Raw genomic sequence first — 15,285 nt, forward strand, 5'->3', positions numbered from 1 at the left:
GCCGGGCTCTGCCTGGCCCTTCTATGCGGATGCGCTATGAACAATACAACCAAGCTGCTTGATCCAAATAACCGCGATACTTCTGTTAAACCAGGGGTCGATTTTTACCGCTATGCTATCGGAAATTGGCTTAAAAAGAACCCGATCCCGGCCGAATACGGCAGTTGGGGGAGCTTTGTTATCCTGGGGGAAGAGAACCTAAAGACGTTGAAGGGGATAATGGAGAAGGCGGAAGATAAGGGCGGGACAGAAGGCAAGGCAAAGGCTCAGGCAAAGGCGGAGCAAAAGGCAGAACAGATGGTTGGCGATTTCTATGCCAGCGGGATGGATGAGAAAAAGATCGAAGCGGCGGGGATTACCCCTCTGGCCGATGAACTGGCCCGGATCGAAGCGGTCACCAACCTAAAAAGTTTAACTCTGGCGGTCGCTCACATGCACCAAAACAGCGCTGATCCTCTCTTCCATGTTTTTGTCGGCCCCGATCCGGTGAATAGCGATTTGAATATCATTGAATTATATCAAGGTGGACTCAACCTGCCTGACCGGGATTATTATCTCAAAGATGATAAGTATTCCAAAGAGACCCGGGACAAATATAAGCAATATGTAGCTAAGATGTTTAGATTAATGGAAAAGGCGGGGCAAAAGGCAAAGGCAGAGGCAAAGGCAGAGGCAAAGGCAGAGGCAGAGGCAAAGGCAGAGGTTGTTTTAAAGATAGAGACCGAGCTGGCCAAAATTTCCCGGAGCAAAGTGGAACTGCGCGACCCGCGGAAAAATTATAATCCACTGTCGCTTTCGTCATTAACCAAAATAGCAAATAAATTCAGCTGGCCGCTCTATTTCCAGGCCATTGGTTTGAAGAAGACAGGGAAGATCAACGTCGGCCAACCCGGTTTTTTTGCCGGTTTAAATAAAGTCCTGGCTTCATTTTCAATGGAAGAGTGGCGGACTTATTTGATTTTTTGCCTGGTCAATGATAATGCTGAATTTCTGAGCTCCTCCTTTGTTAATGCGGAATTTGCTTTCTACGGGAAAACATTAAACGGCAACAAAGTTCTGATGCCCCGTTGGAAGAGAGTGGTTGGGACGGTTAACGCCTACCTGGATCAGGCGGTTGGCAGGCTGTTTGTTAAAGAGCGGTTCTCTCCCCAGGCCAAGAACCGGGCGGGTGAAATGGTGAAAAATATTCGGACCGCCTTTAATAAACGGCTGGCTAAGCTTGATTGGATGACCCCAAAGACGAAAAAAGCGGCCGCTAAAAAATTGGCGGCGATGACTTTTAAGATCGGCTATCCTGACAAATGGCGCGATTATTCCAAGCTGAAGATTGACCGGGAGTCTTACCTGGTTAACGTCATCCGCGGGAATTATTTTGACTTCCATTACGAACTGGGCAAGGTGGGGAAAAAAGTCGACCGGAGCGAATGGCCGATGCCGGTCCAGATTGTCAACGCCGGTTATCTTCCGCTTCGCAATGAAATGGTTTTTCCCGCCGGCATTCTCCAGCCCCCTTTCTTTGACGCGGGGGCCGACGACCCGATCAATTACGGCGCGATCGGCATGGTGATTGCCCACGAAATGACTCATGGTTTTGACGATCAGGGACAAAAGTTTGACGAGCGGGGGAATCTCAAAGGGTGGTGGACTAAACAGGACGAGACGAATTTTAAGGCTAAGGCAAAAGCAGTAATTGAGCAGGCCAGGGCTTATGAACAATTCCCCGGAATGCCGCTTAATGGGGAGCTGACTTTAGGCGAGAATATTGCCGACTTGGGAGGGGTAAGTATCTCTCATGACGCTCTTCAGCTCGCTTTAGGAAAGAAAAAACAACCGCTGATTGATGGTTTGACCCCGGAACAGCGCTTTTTCCTATCTTACGCCGAGGTTTGGAAGACCAATATGAGGGATGAACGGGCCAAGATGCTGATCAAAGTAGATCCCCACTCGCCGGCCAGGTACCGGGTTAATGGCCCATTGAGCAATCTGCAAGAGTTTTATACTGCGTTCAATGTTACTTCCAACGAGACGATGTATCGGCCGGCAGCCAAGAGGGCCAAGGTCTGGTAGGCTCCTTTTCTTGTATTTTATAGTCAACAAAAATACCCCTTGACAAAACACATTGAAATACTATACAATGTCTATCGATATAGTAGGGTAAGGTTTTGGAGGTTGTTATGAAGATCACTTTTAAAGGAGATTACGCGCTTAAGGCGGTGCTTGATTTAAGTGCTGGTTATGGAGCGCCGCGGCGGATCGAAGAGATCGCCAGGCGGCAGGATATCCCGGTAAAGTTTCTGGAGCAGATCCTCCTTTCATTAAAGAAGGGGGGCTTTGTTCGGAGCCGGCGCGGACCAAGTGGCGGCTATGAGCTGGCCCGCTCCCCGGAAAAGATCACCCTTGGCCAGGTCATTCGTTACGTCGAAGGGCCGGTCGAACCGATTAGCTGCGTTTTGAAAAAAGGAGGGACCCGCTGCAACTTTGCTGACCGATGTGTCCTGCACGACGTTTTTGACGAGATCGGGGTTTATCTGGCCAAGAAAGTCGATTCCCTGAACTTTGCCGAATTGCGCGACAGGCAGAAGAGAAAAGAGATCCAACGAAAGAAAATTTTGGATTATTCAATATAAAAGGAGACGAGGTCATGGCTAAAATAGCTGAAAACATGATCGAATTAATCGGCCACACACCGCTTTTAAAATTAAATCGGTTTGCTGCTGGTCTGCCGGGAAAAATTATCGCCAAACTGGAATATTTTAATCCGGCCGGTTCGGTCAAGGACCGGATCGGCGCGGCGATGATCGAAGCGGGGGAAAAAGCGGGGAAGATCAAGAAAGATACGATAATAATTGAGCCGACTTCCGGAAATACCGGGATCGCCCTTGCCTGGGTCTGCGCTGCCAAAGGATACAAATTGGTTCTAACGATGCCGGAGACGATGAGCGTGGAGCGGCGGAGCCTTTTGAAATTCCTGGGAGCCGAGATCGTCTTGACCGACGGGGCCAAAGGGATGAAAGGGGCGATCGATAAAGCGGACGAGCTGGCCAAAGAGACAAGAAATTCTTTTGTTCCCCAGCAGTTCTCCAATCCGGCCAATCCGGAGATCCACCGCCGGACGACCGCTGAAGAGATTTGGAGCGACAGCGGAGGGAAAGTCGATATTTTTATTGCCGGGGTTGGGACAGGCGGGACGATTACCGGAGTTGGGGAAGTTTTGAAAAAGAAGAATAAAAAGATCAAAGTGGCCGCGGTAGAGCCGGCCGACTCGCCGGTCCTCTCGGGGGGGGCTCCCGGTCCGCACAAGATCCAGGGGATCGGAGCCGGTTTCATTCCGGAGGTCCTCGATCGATCGGTGATCGATGAAGTGATCAAGGTGACCAATGATGAAGCCTTCGAAGCTTCCAGGACGGCCGCCCGGACCGATGGTATACTTGTGGGGATCTCGAGCGGAGCGGCCCTCCACGCGGCGAAAGTAATGGCCGCCAGGCCAGAGAATAAAGGGGAAAATATAATCGTTCTTCTGCCCGATACGGCGGAAAGATATCTTAGCACCGGACTGTTCGAAAGATAAAGGGAGGAAAATAAAATGACGCATAAAGATGAGACCATATTATTGCACGCGGGACAGGTTGTTGATTCCGATACCGGGTCGAGGGCGGTCCCAATTTATCAGACGACCTCATATGTATTTAAAGATAGCGAGCACGCCGCCAATCTTTTTGGCTTGAAGGAGTTTGGCAACATCTATACTAGGCTGATGAACCCGACAACTGATGTTTTGGAAAAACGGGTCGCGGCGCTTGACGGCGGGGTGGCCGCTCTGGCGGTTGCTTCCGGTCAGTCGGCTATTACCTTGGCAATCCTTAACATTGCAAAGTCGGGGGACGAGATTGTTTCGGCCGATAATCTTTACGGTGGGACTTACACTCTGTTTGCCAACACCTTTGCCAAATTTGGGATTAAGGTGACTTTTGTCGATTCCTCCGACCCGGAGAATTTTCGAAAAGCTATTACCCCAAAAACCAAAGCGATCTACGCCGAAACGATTGGCAACCCAAAGCTCAACGTGACCGACCTGGAAAAGCTGGCTAAAGTCGCTCATGACAACGAGATCCCGCTGATCGTTGACAACACGGCGACCCCATACCTGGTTAAGCCAATCGCCCATGGAGCTGATATCGTCGTTTATTCAGCCACCAAATTCATTGGCGGGCATGGGACCTCTCTTGGCGGGGTGATCGTCGATTCCGGCAAATTCAACTGGGAGAACGGGAAGTTTCCGCTGATCACCGATCCCGACCCGAGCTACCATGGCTTAAAGTTTGTCGAAGCTCTCCGTCCGATGGGGAACATTGCTTACATCATTAAAGCGCGGGTGACCCTGTTGCGTGATCTGGGCCCAGCCTTATCGCCATTCAATGCTTTTTTACTGATCCAGGGGCTTGAGACCCTGCATTTGAGGATCGAACGCCACTGCCAGAACGCCCTGGTGGTCGCGAAATTCCTGGAGAAACATCCTAAAGTTAGCTGGGTCAATTATCCTGGGCTTGATTCCAGCAAGGATAAAAAGCTAGCGGAGAAATACCTGAAGCGGGGGGCGGGGGCGATCATCGGCTTTGGGATCAAAGGGGGGTTGGAAGCTGGGAAAAAATTCATCAACAGCGTGAAGCTCTTTTCCCACCTGGCCAACATTGGGGACGCTAAATCGCTGGTCATCCATCCGGCGTCGACGACCCATTCCCAGTTGAGCGAGCAGGAACAAGTTGCGACAGGAGTGACCCCCGACTTTATCCGCCTGTCGATCGGGATCGAGAATGTTGATGATATAATAGCGGATATTGACCATGCGCTGAGATCGGACTAGGAGAGTGCTTTTATTTTACTGGTAGAAACCAAATATTTTGAGTTCCCGGAGCTGAACCTGGAGAGTGGCGGAAGGCTTGGGCCGGTGACGGTCGCCTACGAAACCTACGGGTCTCTAAACGATGCCAAAAGTAACACGATCCTGATCTTCCACGCCCTCTCGGGAGATGCCCATGTCGCCGGCCGGCATGCGGTTGAAGATAAAAAGCCAGGCTGGTGGGACAACATGGTCGGTCCGGGGAAAGCGTTCGACACCAATAAATATTATATTATCTGTGCCAACGTCCTTGGCGGCTGCAGAGGGACGACTGGTCCCTCGTCATTAAATCCCAAAACCGGCAAGCCATATGGGCCGGATTTTCCGCTGATTACCATCAAGGACATGGTCAATTGCCAGCTCAAGCTTTTGGATTATCTCGGAATTGAAACGGTTTTAGCCGCAACCGGGGGATCAATGGGGGGGATGCTTGCCCTGCAACTGGCGGTTAGCGCGCCTAACCGGGTCCGCAATGTGATCGGCGTTGCCACTTCCGCCCACGTCTCGGCGCAAAATATTGCTTTTAACGAAGTCGGCCGCCGGGCGATCATTGGCGATCCCCACTGGTATGGCGGGTCGTATTACGATAAAAATCCGCCCAGCGACGGGCTCTCGATCGCCAGGATGATTGGCCACATCACTTATTTAAGCGACAAGACGATGAGGGAAAAATTTGGGCGGAAGCTCCAGCCGGGGAAAGGCTTTGCCGCCAAGTTTGGCGACCACCAATTTGAAGTGGAAAGTTATCTTAAATACAAGGGAACGACCTTTACCGAGCGGTTTGACGCCAACAGTTATCTTTACATTACCAAAGCGATTGATCTTTTTAACCTGGAAGACGAAGGGGGCGGGTCTCTGGCCAAGGCGCTGGCCAAGGCGACCAGTCGGTTTTTACTTATCCACTTTAGTTCCGACTGGCTTTTTCCGGAATATCAGGCGCTGGAACTGGTCGACGCGCTCAAAGACAATCTGGCCAATGTCTCTTTTAGGGTGATCGAATCAAATTACGGGCATGACGCTTTTCTCCTGGAAGAAGAAGAATTAACCAAGACGATCGTCAGTTTCCTGGAAGGGGCCAAATAAGATGGGGTATCGAACTAAGATCAAACCAGATTACAATTTGATTGAGAGCCTGATTCCTGCCGGAGCCAGGGTGCTGGACCTTGGGTGCGGCGATGGGACCCTGCTTTCTCTTTTACAGGAGCGAAAAAAGGTCAAAGGGATCGGGATCGATATCTATTCGGAAGGGCTTAATGAATGCCTGAAGAAAGGGTTATCGGTCCTTCAGCTTGACCTGAATAATGGATTGGCCAGCTTTAAAAGCGGTTCGTTTGATTACGTTATTTTAAATATGACTTTGCAGGCGACTTATAATCCGCTATTGCTTATAAAAGAGATGGTCAGGGTTGGCCATCGGGCGATCGTAGGCTTTCCCAACTTTGGCCACTGGAAACTGGTTTTGAGCCTGCTTTTAAAAGAGCGGATGCCCAAGAACAAGACCCTCCCATACGAGTGGTACAACACCCCTAATATACGGCTGATGACGATCAAAGACTTTCGGATCCTTTGCCGGGAGAACGGGATTAGGATCATTGGCGAGACTTTTTTAGGCGAAGATGGCGAGAAAACTGGCGGACGGCTGATCAGCTGGCGCGCCGCCGAAGGGGTTTTTGAAATAACCGCGCGCGAGAGGTGTCAATGGTAATTATTTCCGGTCATATTAACGTTGCCCAATTGCGAAGTAAAGGCGGGCTGTTTTCACTGGGAGAGGGGAGTGCTCTAAGGTTTGAGCAATACGGACCGGGACGGAGTTGGGGGGTTAGCGCGGAAGGAAACCTGCGTGTTGTTCGGGAAGGGGCGCGTGGCAGCTCACGGACCAATTGGTTAGTTGGCGAAACTCCCGCCCCAATAAAAAACGGCGACTTATTAAGAATATACAGCGGCGGAGAAAGCCGGCCGGAAATTTATAGAGTTGATATCAGCGAAGCGCTCGAGGAGGCTGGTGAATTAGCTGCGCCGGAAATGATCACGATAAATATGGCCGATTTATTTGCCGGCCGAGGGAAAGAGGTTGAGCTTTTTGGCCGACCATACCGGGAGTGGGAGCGGTTATTTGAAAAAAACTTTATGCTAGCCAATGAAAGCTGGGATTGGTTTGGAGCTTTTGGAAAAGTGACCATCGACGATAAACTGACTTTTGAAGATCGCGAGTATCAGCAAAGGATCGAAGCGGCGAAAAAAAGCGGGGAGAGCCTGCCGGGGGGGGTAAGTCCGTCGGCGGCGTTGAGAAATTCTGTCTATTATTTTGCCGCCCAAATAAGAAACAATGAAATTATAGGGAATGAAGCGATCGAACGGTTCATTTTTCAGGTTGGGGCGGTTGTTGAAATCAGAATAATAATCGCTTTCATGAATAAAGGAGCGAGCCGAGAATTTATTGCCCGAAAGGTCGCTCTCTTTAATGAAAGCATGGAAAAACTTGGCGAAAACATTCGTTTAACGTGCGAATAGTTAAATTTTAAATTTTTTTCCTAGACTTCCGGGTCCTCTGCCGGGAGAACGGGATCAAAATCATCGGCGAGACTTTTTTAGGCGAAGATGGCGAGAAAATTGGCGGACGGCTGATCAGCTGGCGCGCCGCTGAAGGGGTCTTTGAGCTTAGTGCTTCATAATAAAGTGGTTAGTCGTTGACCTATGATTTTTATTGTGCATTTCTGTTTATAGTGATGTAATCACTGTGTTCAGTTGGGTCGTGAGAAAGCACGTCAGTTCTTGGATTAAATAAACTATCTCCATGTACTTTTCTTAATTCATTCATTAAACGGGTTGTGGCAATCCCCAGTATTTTCTCGTTTCTTGGGCCACTACAAATTACACCTATTATTTCTCCCTGGGAATTTCTTTCTATCCGTCCATTGTAAGTTGCTCCGCCATAAACCATTTCTATGCTTTCGTTGTTATTTGATAAGGTAATTCTGGAGACGGGATTTGGAGCTGAAGGTGGAGTATGTCTTATTGGATTGATATTGCCTCGATCTGTCATTATTATTCCCCCTTGATCAAATTTGATTATATTATATTACTTAGATTGATCCGGTGCAAATGTTTTTTGCCTAATTTTTATTTTTTCGCTATAATAACCAATCATGTCAAAACGAGAGAGCGGGATTCTCCTTCACATCACGTCGCTCCCGTCCGCTTATGGGATAGGGGACCTTGGCCCCAGTGCCCGTGAATTCGTTGATTTTCTGGCGGAGAGCAAACAGCGCTACTGGCAGGTCTTACCGCTTAACCCGACCAATGGGGCTTGCGGTAATTCCCCGTACAGCAGTTTTTCTTCCTACGCCGCCAACCCATACCTGATCAGCCCGGGGCTCCTTCTGCGCGATGGTTTGATCACCCGCGAAGATATTATCCCTTTTCCCCGCCACGCCGAGGATAAAGTAGATTTTGAAGCGGTCCGGACCTACAAAAACCGGATATTTGCTCTGGCGTTTGAGCGCTTCAAAGGGAATCGCGACCAATGGGCTTATGACCAGTTTTGCTCAAACAATAAACATTGGCTCGACGACTACGCCCTGTTCGTGGTCTTAAAAAATTATTTTCACGGCAAAATGTGGAACGCCTGGCCGGCTCCCTTGCGTGACCGGCAGCCGGAAGCGCTTGCGGAAGCCAGGGGGAAATACCACGAAGCGATCGAACTGGAAAAATTCCAGCAATATCTTTTCTTTGTCCAATGGGAAGAATTGAAAAAATACAGCGCCGAAAAGGGGGTCAAGATCTTTGGCGACATTCCGATCTACGTCAGCTATGACAGCGCCGATGTCTGGACCGACCCGGAATTGTTTAAGCTTGACCATGACAAAAACCCGCTTTTTGTCGCGGGGGTGCCGCCGGATTACTTCAGCAAGACCGGCCAGCGGTGGGGGAACCCGGTCTACGACTGGGAAAAACTGAAAGCGACCGGCTATCAGTGGTGGATCGACCGCCTGGCTCACAATCTCAAACTTTTTGACCTGGTCAGGATCGACCATTTCCGCGGTCTGGTCGGCTTTTGGCAGATCCCGGCGGAAGAAGAGACAGCGATCAACGGGAACTGGGTCGGGGTACCGGCTGATGATTTCTTTAACAAGTTGACCAATCATTTTAAACCGTTTCCGGTAGTGGCTGAAGACCTGGGGATCATTACTTCCGATGTCCGGGAAGTGATGCGGCGCTATCATTTATGGGGGATGAAGGTCCTTCTCTTTGCTTTTGGGGAAGAGAACCCGCATCACCCGTATTTACCCCACAATTTTACTCCAGAGTGTGTCGCTTACACCGGGACCCACGACAACAACACGGCGCGCGGCTGGTTTGAGCACGAAGCCCGGTCCGACGAAAAGGAGCGGCTCTCCCGTTATTTGGGCAAGGGGGTGCATGGGGGGGATGTCGGCTGGGAATTGATCCGGCTGGCGCTCGAATCGGTTGCCGGGCTGGTGATCTTTCCGATGCAGGATATTCTTGGCTTAGGCGAAAAAGCGAGGATGAACAAACCGGGGACCCCGAAGGGGAACTGGAGCTGGCGGATGATCCCTCATCAAATTACTCCCCAGCTTGCCCTCAAGCTCTGGAAAATGACCGACGAATACGGACGCTGATCGGGCGGATCGTTAACGGTAGTTGGCAAATTGCAGGGCGATCGGCAGGTTAGCCGCGGTAACCTTTTGCTGGACCGCCTGCAAGTCGTCGATCTTCTTGGCGGTCACCCTGATGGCATCCCCCTGGATCTGGGTTTGAACTTTTAGGCCGGAGGCTTTGATCAATTTGGTGATCTCTTTGGCCTGCTCCTGTTCGATCCCGTTCTTGATCTTGACCACCTGTTTAACTGTCCCGCCGAGCGCCGCATCGATCTTTCCGAACTCAAAGAATTTGATGGAGAGCTGACGGCGGGCCAGTTTGTCCTGCAGGATATTAACGACATTTTTCAGCTTGAACTCGTCTTCGGAAACCAGGTTGATCTTGTCGTCCCCTTCTTTCTCGATGGAGCTGACGCTTCCTTTAAAATCAAAGCGCGTCGACAATTCCTTGACCGCCATTTGCAGGGCGTTATCCAGCTCCTGCATGTTCGGCTTCGAGACGATGTCAAAAGAATGGTCTTGCGCCATGTTATTCCTCCAGAGCGGTGACTATCGCTTTGGCGAACTCTTCCGTCGCGTCCGGCCCGCTGGCGGTGATCACTTTGCCGTCGACTTCGACCGCATTGCCGGTGCAATTGATCCCGGCCCCTTTCAAGGCTCGCTTGCCATTATTTGAGACTGCCGCTTTATTTCCCCGCTGGAGGGCGCCGCCGTTGATCAAAACGATCGGGGCGAGGTCCAAGGCGCCGATAACTTTTTCGCCTTTCATCGCTTTATTAACCAAACCGGTCGCGGTCTGATTGTGGTTATAGGTGGTAACCCCGAAACCACCGCAAATGATGACGGCGTCATAATCATCCGCGTTGGCGTTTTTCAATAGCAGGTCGCTTTCCGCTTTAGTGCCGCGAATGCCATACGAGTTTTGGGCGATAGAGGCGACGCTGACGACCAATCCCGCTTCGGTCAGGGTATCCTTTAACGTAGTGAATTCGGTATCATCAAAACTTTTTGGGGCGACGACCAATAGGACTTTTTTGCCTTCAGCCGAAGTGCTCTCGGCTTCGGTGGTCGCTTCACCGCTGATAAGCTCGACTTTAAGGATCTCCAGCTTGTATTTATCTTGCGGGGCAGGGCCACCCATAGCGGAGACGGAGCCGGCAACGAACCAGGAAACCGCGCAGACCAGGGCCAAAGAGACGATCAACTTTTTCATACTTCATTCCTCCCATTCACTTTTATTATTTTAGCCTTTAAGGCCTTTGCTTCTTCCGGTGTCGCCAGGGCGTAGGCGATAATGACGACTTTTTCCCCTTTTTGTCCGAGCTTGGCGGCCGGGCCGCGCAGGGAAATTTCTCCAGGCGCTCCTTCGATCACGTAGGTCTCAAAACGATTGCTGTTGTCAAAGTTGAGGACGTGAACTTTTTCCCCGGCAACCAGTCCCGATGCTTCGATCAGCTTTTTGTCGATGGCGATACTGCCTTCGTAATTGGGCATGGTGTCGGTAATCGTCGCCATATGGATTTTTGATTTTAAAACGGAAATTAACATGTCTTAACTTAGTATATCAAAAAACCTTGATAATTCAAGGAAACTTCCTCACCTACAAGCGGATGATCATTGCCAGCCGGCATTTTAACCGCGCAATTCCCTCCTGCGGCGGGCAAGAATTGCGCGGTTAGAGTCAGACACGCTACGGTTTCCAGGAGAGATCGTGTTATAATTTATTCATGAAAGCGGTTGTTGTTCTTTTATTGGTCTTGTCGCTTTTGTCGCCGGTTAGCGCGGTCACCGGCGAGGTGGTGGTGAGCGCCGAAGCCAAGCCGGCCAACTTTCTGACCGAGTTTGACATCACGTTCTGGCAGACCGCTCCTTTTGCCGCTCTCTGGGCCTATTTTGGCGAGCGGCTTATTTTTGCCGGGCAACCGGTCCATTGGGACGCGATCGGGCTGATCGGGACCGCTGTATCGGCCGGCAACGCCCTGATTAGGGCGAATAAGGTGGTTAATGATCGAAATTGGCGTAGTTACTAAAATAGATGGCGAGCTGGCGGAGATCGCTTTTCAGCGGAACCCGGCCTGCGGCAAGTGCACCGCCTGCAAATCGATGGCCGACGGGACCCTAACAGCGACGGTCTTTAACCAGGCGGGGGGTCAGATAGGGGAGAGGGTCGAGGTTGAGTTCTCGGACCGGTCGTTTGCCCGGGCCGCTCTGGTGGTTTTTGGCCTCCCATTATTTTTCTTTTTTCTCGGTTACTATCTTGGCCAGCTGTATTATGGCGAAACCGGGGGGATTGTCGGGGCGATAGCGTTGCTGGTGGTAAGCCTTGGGGCGGTCCGCTTTATTGACCGTCTTTTTTCTAAGGGGAACCTCCCCAGGATAGTGGCGATATGCACGAAGCGACCGTAGCCGAAGCGATCCTCGGATTGGTGTTAAGGTCTATTCCCCCTGATGTTGTTCAGGTCAAGAAGATCAATTTAGTAGTCGGCTCTCTCTCCGGGATTGAAAAGGAATCGCTCATTCTCTATTTTGCCGAGTTAAGCAAGGGGGGGAAAGCGGCCGGGGCGGAATTAAACCTGACCCTTAAACCGGCCAAACTGGTCTGCACCGTTTGCGGCGAGGTCAACTTCTTTGATGGCCGGGAAAAGCTCCAGGAAAAATGCCTCTCTTGCGGCGGCCTGAACAGGCTGGAGACCGAAAAACTCTTCTATATTGATAATGTTGAAGTGATCTGACGAAATATCGCCAGTTAACTGCTGAATTTTCCTCGATTTATCTCTAAATAACATATTCTCCTAGTGGCAATGAGATTGCTTTGTTACCTAGTATGAAGGAGGTGAATGGAGCAATAAAAGTATCGTTTTCGCAAATTTATTTAGGAGGAAAATAAAATGAAAATTGTTTCAAGTTTAATGCTAATCGTAATAATGGCCTCTATTGCTTCCGCGGAGATTATGTCGACCGGGGATCCGATTGGACAAGGGAAATTTGCGGTTAGTGGGAATTATGTCAAAGATTCAAAAGTTGGGACTATTGGCACAGATGATATGAATATGTCGACTTGGGGAGGGAATATCGGCTATGGATTGACCGACAAGCTGGATCTTTATTTAACTGCCTCTTCCTCAAATGTGGGGAATATGCCAACTGGTGTCGCAAGGTCAGCAGCCACAATCGGTTTAGTGACAAATTACCAATTTATGGAAGAAGGGGCCAATTCATCAATTTCAGTAGCCGGCCGACTTGGTTATAAATCAATGAGTTTTTCAGCCACTTCGTTTTCAGTAACTGCTAATAACATTGTTTCGCAATATATGGCGGCGGTTGAGATCAGCAAGAAGCTTTCCGCTTTTACTCCATATGTGGGTTTTGGATATTGCAACTATTATTCAGGCGGCAGTGATCCATCAACCCAGCTTGGCGTGACAGTTGGAGGGTCTTATGCCTGGCTGCCAAACAGTTCGATTCTCGTGGAATTAACCAGCAACACGGTTTCGGCGAGTTGGCTGCCGGCTTTTAGTAATTCGCAAATTGGGGTTGGGATAAATTACTATTTATAATTTTTAGACAGTTTTTACGTTGGGGGCCTGGGTTTACCCAGGTCCCCAATAGAGAAGGATCTTTCAAACGGATTGGTTTAGTGAGGAAAGGAATCAAGGGATCGAGGAACCGAGGGATTGAGGTAAAAAGAGAACAATGATAAAAACCTTCAAAGATCTAGTGGTATGGCAAAAGTCATATGTGTTGACGCTTGATGTGTATAAAGAAACAAAAGAATTTCCGAGTGACGAGAAATATGGGTTAACATCACAAATTAGGCGAGCGGCGGCTTCCATTCCTTTTAATATCGCGGAAGGGTATGGTCGCAGGTATTTGGGGCAATATATTCAGTTTCTTAAAGTTGCTTACGCGTCTGGAGCTGAACTTGAAACGCAACTGCTGTTGGCCAAAGACCTAGAATATCTTAATCAAGTTAAGTTTAATGATTTAATCGAGAAGCAAAATGAGATTGAAAGAATGCTGGCGGCTTTGATTAGGGCCTTAGGGGAGAGGCATCTAGGCATTAAGGTATCAAGGTGTCGAGAAGGGGAATAACCCCTTGGTCCCTTGATGCCTTGGCTTCTTGATCCCTTCCCCTTGCGTCCGCCGAAATCTCGCCACCTTATAAGAAAAATTGATTGCAATTTCTGGGAAAAAAGGATGATAATATTAGGTATAGTCAGGATGCCAGGTTTCAAGGCATCTAGTTGTCTAAGTATCGAGGCGTTCCTTGGCCGCTTGATGCCTCGAATCCTTGTCGTCTTGTCTCCTTGTTTTTCCTGGCAAAAAGATTGCTTATAAGCAAGAAGGGTGGTTATTAAAATGACGATAAAAAAAGTGGTTGGATTAATGTTGTTGGTGGCGGCTCTTTTTGGTTTGGTGATTGTTGGAGGAGGGTGCAGTACAAATTATGACGAGACTTATTATCAGGGACCAAATTGGACCCCGGAAGGGTTGATCTACTGCCAAAAGTCTGTGACTCACTATCAAAAAGACCCGTTGGGGACGATAACGCTGGGGACAGATTATTCTTATGTGACGATGGATACTGATGGGAATAACGAAACGACACTTCCATATAATGGCTACCCATATTATTCCCCCAAAGGGACGTATGTGGCGTTAATAAGTGGAAAAACAATTTCAATAATTAGGAGATCTGATAATCAGCAGGTTTATAGCTTTTCCCCCTCTTCAGACAGCATTGAATCGCTGGATTGGGGGCCGGATGAGGATAAGTTGGTGTATTTGAGAAACAATGGTGGAATCAATGTTGTTAATATTAATGGGACGGGCGATTTAAATATTGCGGTTAGTGGGGAAGCAATAGCGTGGAAGTATGGCAACAAAATTGTTTTTAATTATTTGGATAGTATATATACCTATACCTCAATAATCAATTATGATGGATCAGGAAGACAAGATATTATTAGAGAGGGAAGAGTTGTTGATCCTCAAGTATCTCAGATAGCCTCTAATGAGGTGTTTGGTACGCAAGGCTGGGCATATGGATATATAAATATTAACCTAGACCCACCAAGCTTTGTTCAATTGATTTCTGAGTTTACTGGTTACAGGCCAAAATTGTCTCCGACTGCAACAAAAGTGACTTATGGGAAACTTTTGGATACTGGGATTTGGCTGATTAATATTGATGGAACCGGCTTAAAACAATTAAAATGAAGGTTTTGAGGTTTATAGTTTTTTTGTTATTTATTATTTGGGGCACATCCGCTTCTTCTGGTGCATTGACAACAGAAAATATTTCCTACGCAAAAAATTATTTAATTCTCCTTGTTCATGGGATAGGAGACGATCATGCTTGTTTGAATAATGTGAAGAATTATCTTGAAGCGATTGATATAAATGGGGATTCAAAAGGAGATTTAAATGGTTATGTTTATGCTTATGAATTTTCCGATCCATTTCTAAATATTGCAAAAGAAGGCTGGGAATTTGGCAGTAGAACGTACGACAATCCTGAAGCAGTTAGGAAAAAAAGCGACGTGATTGGCGACAATAGTAGTGATCAAACAAAAAGAAAATCATGGGAAATAACAAAAAGATTAGATAACGGGCAAGCTGGAACCGGTAAGAGTTGGTTAGAACAAGCGAAAGAAGATTTTAAAATATGGTTTAAGAAGGATGGCCCAGGTAAGGCAGAAGACAGAGAACCATTGGTTTCAGAAATTCCTTCGAAATATATAGTAATAGCCCATTCGATGGGAGGAC

General features: G+C 48.6%; 19 protein-coding genes. 15 read left to right on the plus strand and 4 right to left on the minus strand.

Going from position 1 to position 15,285, the window contains the following annotated elements:
• From KKF06_03590 to KKF06_03620, 7 genes are all read left to right on the plus strand, one after another.
• Positions 1-2,067, plus strand: a 2,067-nt coding sequence (locus tag KKF06_03590; GenBank protein ID MBU1616852.1) for a M13 family metallopeptidase, incomplete at its 5' end; no start/stop codon positions are given.
• Between the two features lie 107 nt (positions 2,068-2,174).
• Positions 2,175-2,627: an Rrf2 family transcriptional regulator gene (locus KKF06_03595; GenBank protein MBU1616853.1), complete on the plus strand. Its 453-nt coding sequence runs from the start codon at positions 2,175-2,177 to the stop codon at positions 2,625-2,627.
• A 14-nt stretch (positions 2,628-2,641) separates the two neighbouring features.
• On the plus strand, positions 2,642-3,568 hold the full coding sequence (gene cysK, locus KKF06_03600) for a cysteine synthase A (GenBank protein ID MBU1616854.1): 927 nt from the start codon (positions 2,642-2,644) through the stop codon (positions 3,566-3,568).
• A gap of 15 nt (positions 3,569-3,583) precedes the next feature.
• A complete protein-coding gene (locus tag KKF06_03605; GenBank protein MBU1616855.1) occupies positions 3,584-4,861 on the plus strand; it encodes a homocysteine synthase in 1,278 nt (425 codons plus the stop codon).
• Positions 4,862-4,879: 18 nt separating this feature from the next.
• Positions 4,880-5,980, plus strand: coding sequence for a homoserine O-acetyltransferase (locus tag KKF06_03610; GenBank protein MBU1616856.1), 1,101 nt, complete (start codon positions 4,880-4,882; stop codon positions 5,978-5,980).
• Between the two features lies 1 nt (position 5,981).
• Entirely contained in the window at positions 5,982-6,602 is a 621-nt protein-coding gene (gene metW / locus KKF06_03615) for a methionine biosynthesis protein MetW (GenBank protein MBU1616857.1), read from the plus strand.
• Positions 6,596-7,408 carry a hypothetical protein gene (locus tag KKF06_03620; GenBank protein ID MBU1616858.1) on the plus strand — a complete coding sequence of 271 codons (813 nt, stop codon included), beginning with the start codon at positions 6,596-6,598 and terminating at the stop codon, positions 7,406-7,408. The genes metW and KKF06_03620 overlap by 7 nt, the downstream gene beginning before the upstream one ends.
• Before the next feature lie 190 nt (positions 7,409-7,598).
• On the opposite strand, the gene KKF06_03625 is transcribed toward KKF06_03620, so the two are convergent.
• Positions 7,599-7,940 carry a hypothetical protein gene (locus tag KKF06_03625; protein ID MBU1616859.1) on the minus strand — a complete coding sequence of 114 codons (342 nt, stop codon included), beginning with the start codon at positions 7,938-7,940 and terminating at the stop codon, positions 7,599-7,601.
• 103 nt (positions 7,941-8,043) lie between these two features.
• Between KKF06_03625 and malQ the strand changes: the two genes are divergently transcribed.
• On the plus strand, positions 8,044-9,537 hold the full coding sequence (malQ, locus tag KKF06_03630) for a 4-alpha-glucanotransferase (protein MBU1616860.1): 1,494 nt from the start codon (positions 8,044-8,046) through the stop codon (positions 9,535-9,537).
• Between the two features lie 12 nt (positions 9,538-9,549).
• Here the strand turns inward: malQ and KKF06_03635 are convergent, their stop codons facing one another.
• The 3 genes from KKF06_03635 to KKF06_03645 are packed head-to-tail and all read right to left on the minus strand — an operon-like array spanning position 9,550 to position 11,064.
• A complete protein-coding gene (locus KKF06_03635; GenBank protein ID MBU1616861.1) occupies positions 9,550-10,044 on the minus strand; it encodes a YajQ family cyclic di-GMP-binding protein in 495 nt (164 codons plus the stop codon).
• A 1-nt stretch (position 10,045) separates the two neighbouring features.
• Positions 10,046-10,729, minus strand: coding sequence for a DJ-1/PfpI family protein (locus tag KKF06_03640; GenBank protein MBU1616862.1), 684 nt, complete (start codon positions 10,727-10,729; stop codon positions 10,046-10,048).
• Positions 10,726-11,064, minus strand: coding sequence for an aspartate 1-decarboxylase (locus tag KKF06_03645; GenBank protein ID MBU1616863.1), 339 nt, complete (start codon positions 11,062-11,064; stop codon positions 10,726-10,728). Before KKF06_03645 ends, KKF06_03640 begins: the two co-directional genes overlap by 4 nt.
• A 179-nt stretch (positions 11,065-11,243) precedes the next feature.
• On the opposite strand from KKF06_03645, the gene KKF06_03650 reads away from it, so the two are divergent.
• The 7 genes from KKF06_03650 to KKF06_03680 form a co-directional block, all read left to right on the plus strand.
• Positions 11,244-11,546 carry a hypothetical protein gene (locus tag KKF06_03650; GenBank protein MBU1616864.1) on the plus strand — a complete coding sequence of 101 codons (303 nt, stop codon included), beginning with the start codon at positions 11,244-11,246 and terminating at the stop codon, positions 11,544-11,546.
• Complete coding sequence (locus KKF06_03655; protein ID MBU1616865.1) at positions 11,521-11,922, plus strand: SoxR reducing system RseC family protein; 402 nt, start codon at positions 11,521-11,523, stop codon at positions 11,920-11,922. The genes KKF06_03650 and KKF06_03655 overlap by 26 nt, the downstream gene beginning before the upstream one ends.
• Complete coding sequence (locus KKF06_03660; GenBank protein ID MBU1616866.1) at positions 11,904-12,248, plus strand: hydrogenase maturation nickel metallochaperone HypA; 345 nt, start codon at positions 11,904-11,906, stop codon at positions 12,246-12,248. Before KKF06_03655 ends, KKF06_03660 begins: the two co-directional genes overlap by 19 nt.
• Before the next feature lie 156 nt (positions 12,249-12,404).
• Positions 12,405-13,073 (plus strand): hypothetical protein, encoded by a 669-nt coding sequence (locus tag KKF06_03665; GenBank protein ID MBU1616867.1) that lies wholly within the window; start codon positions 12,405-12,407, stop codon positions 13,071-13,073.
• 139 nt (positions 13,074-13,212) lie between these two features.
• Complete coding sequence (locus tag KKF06_03670) at positions 13,213-13,608, plus strand: four helix bundle protein (GenBank protein ID MBU1616868.1); 396 nt, start codon at positions 13,213-13,215, stop codon at positions 13,606-13,608.
• A 267-nt stretch (positions 13,609-13,875) separates the two neighbouring features.
• Entirely contained in the window at positions 13,876-14,736 is an 861-nt protein-coding gene (locus tag KKF06_03675) for a hypothetical protein (protein MBU1616869.1), read from the plus strand.
• A 23-nt stretch (positions 14,737-14,759) separates the two neighbouring features.
• Positions 14,760-15,285: hypothetical protein (locus tag KKF06_03680; protein ID MBU1616870.1), on the plus strand; the 526-nt coding region annotated here is incomplete at its 3' end.

The organism is Candidatus Margulisiibacteriota bacterium, assembly GCA_018822365.1.
Taxonomy (GTDB): Bacteria; Margulisbacteria; WOR-1; order O2-12-FULL-45-9; family XYB2-FULL-48-7; genus XYB2-FULL-45-9.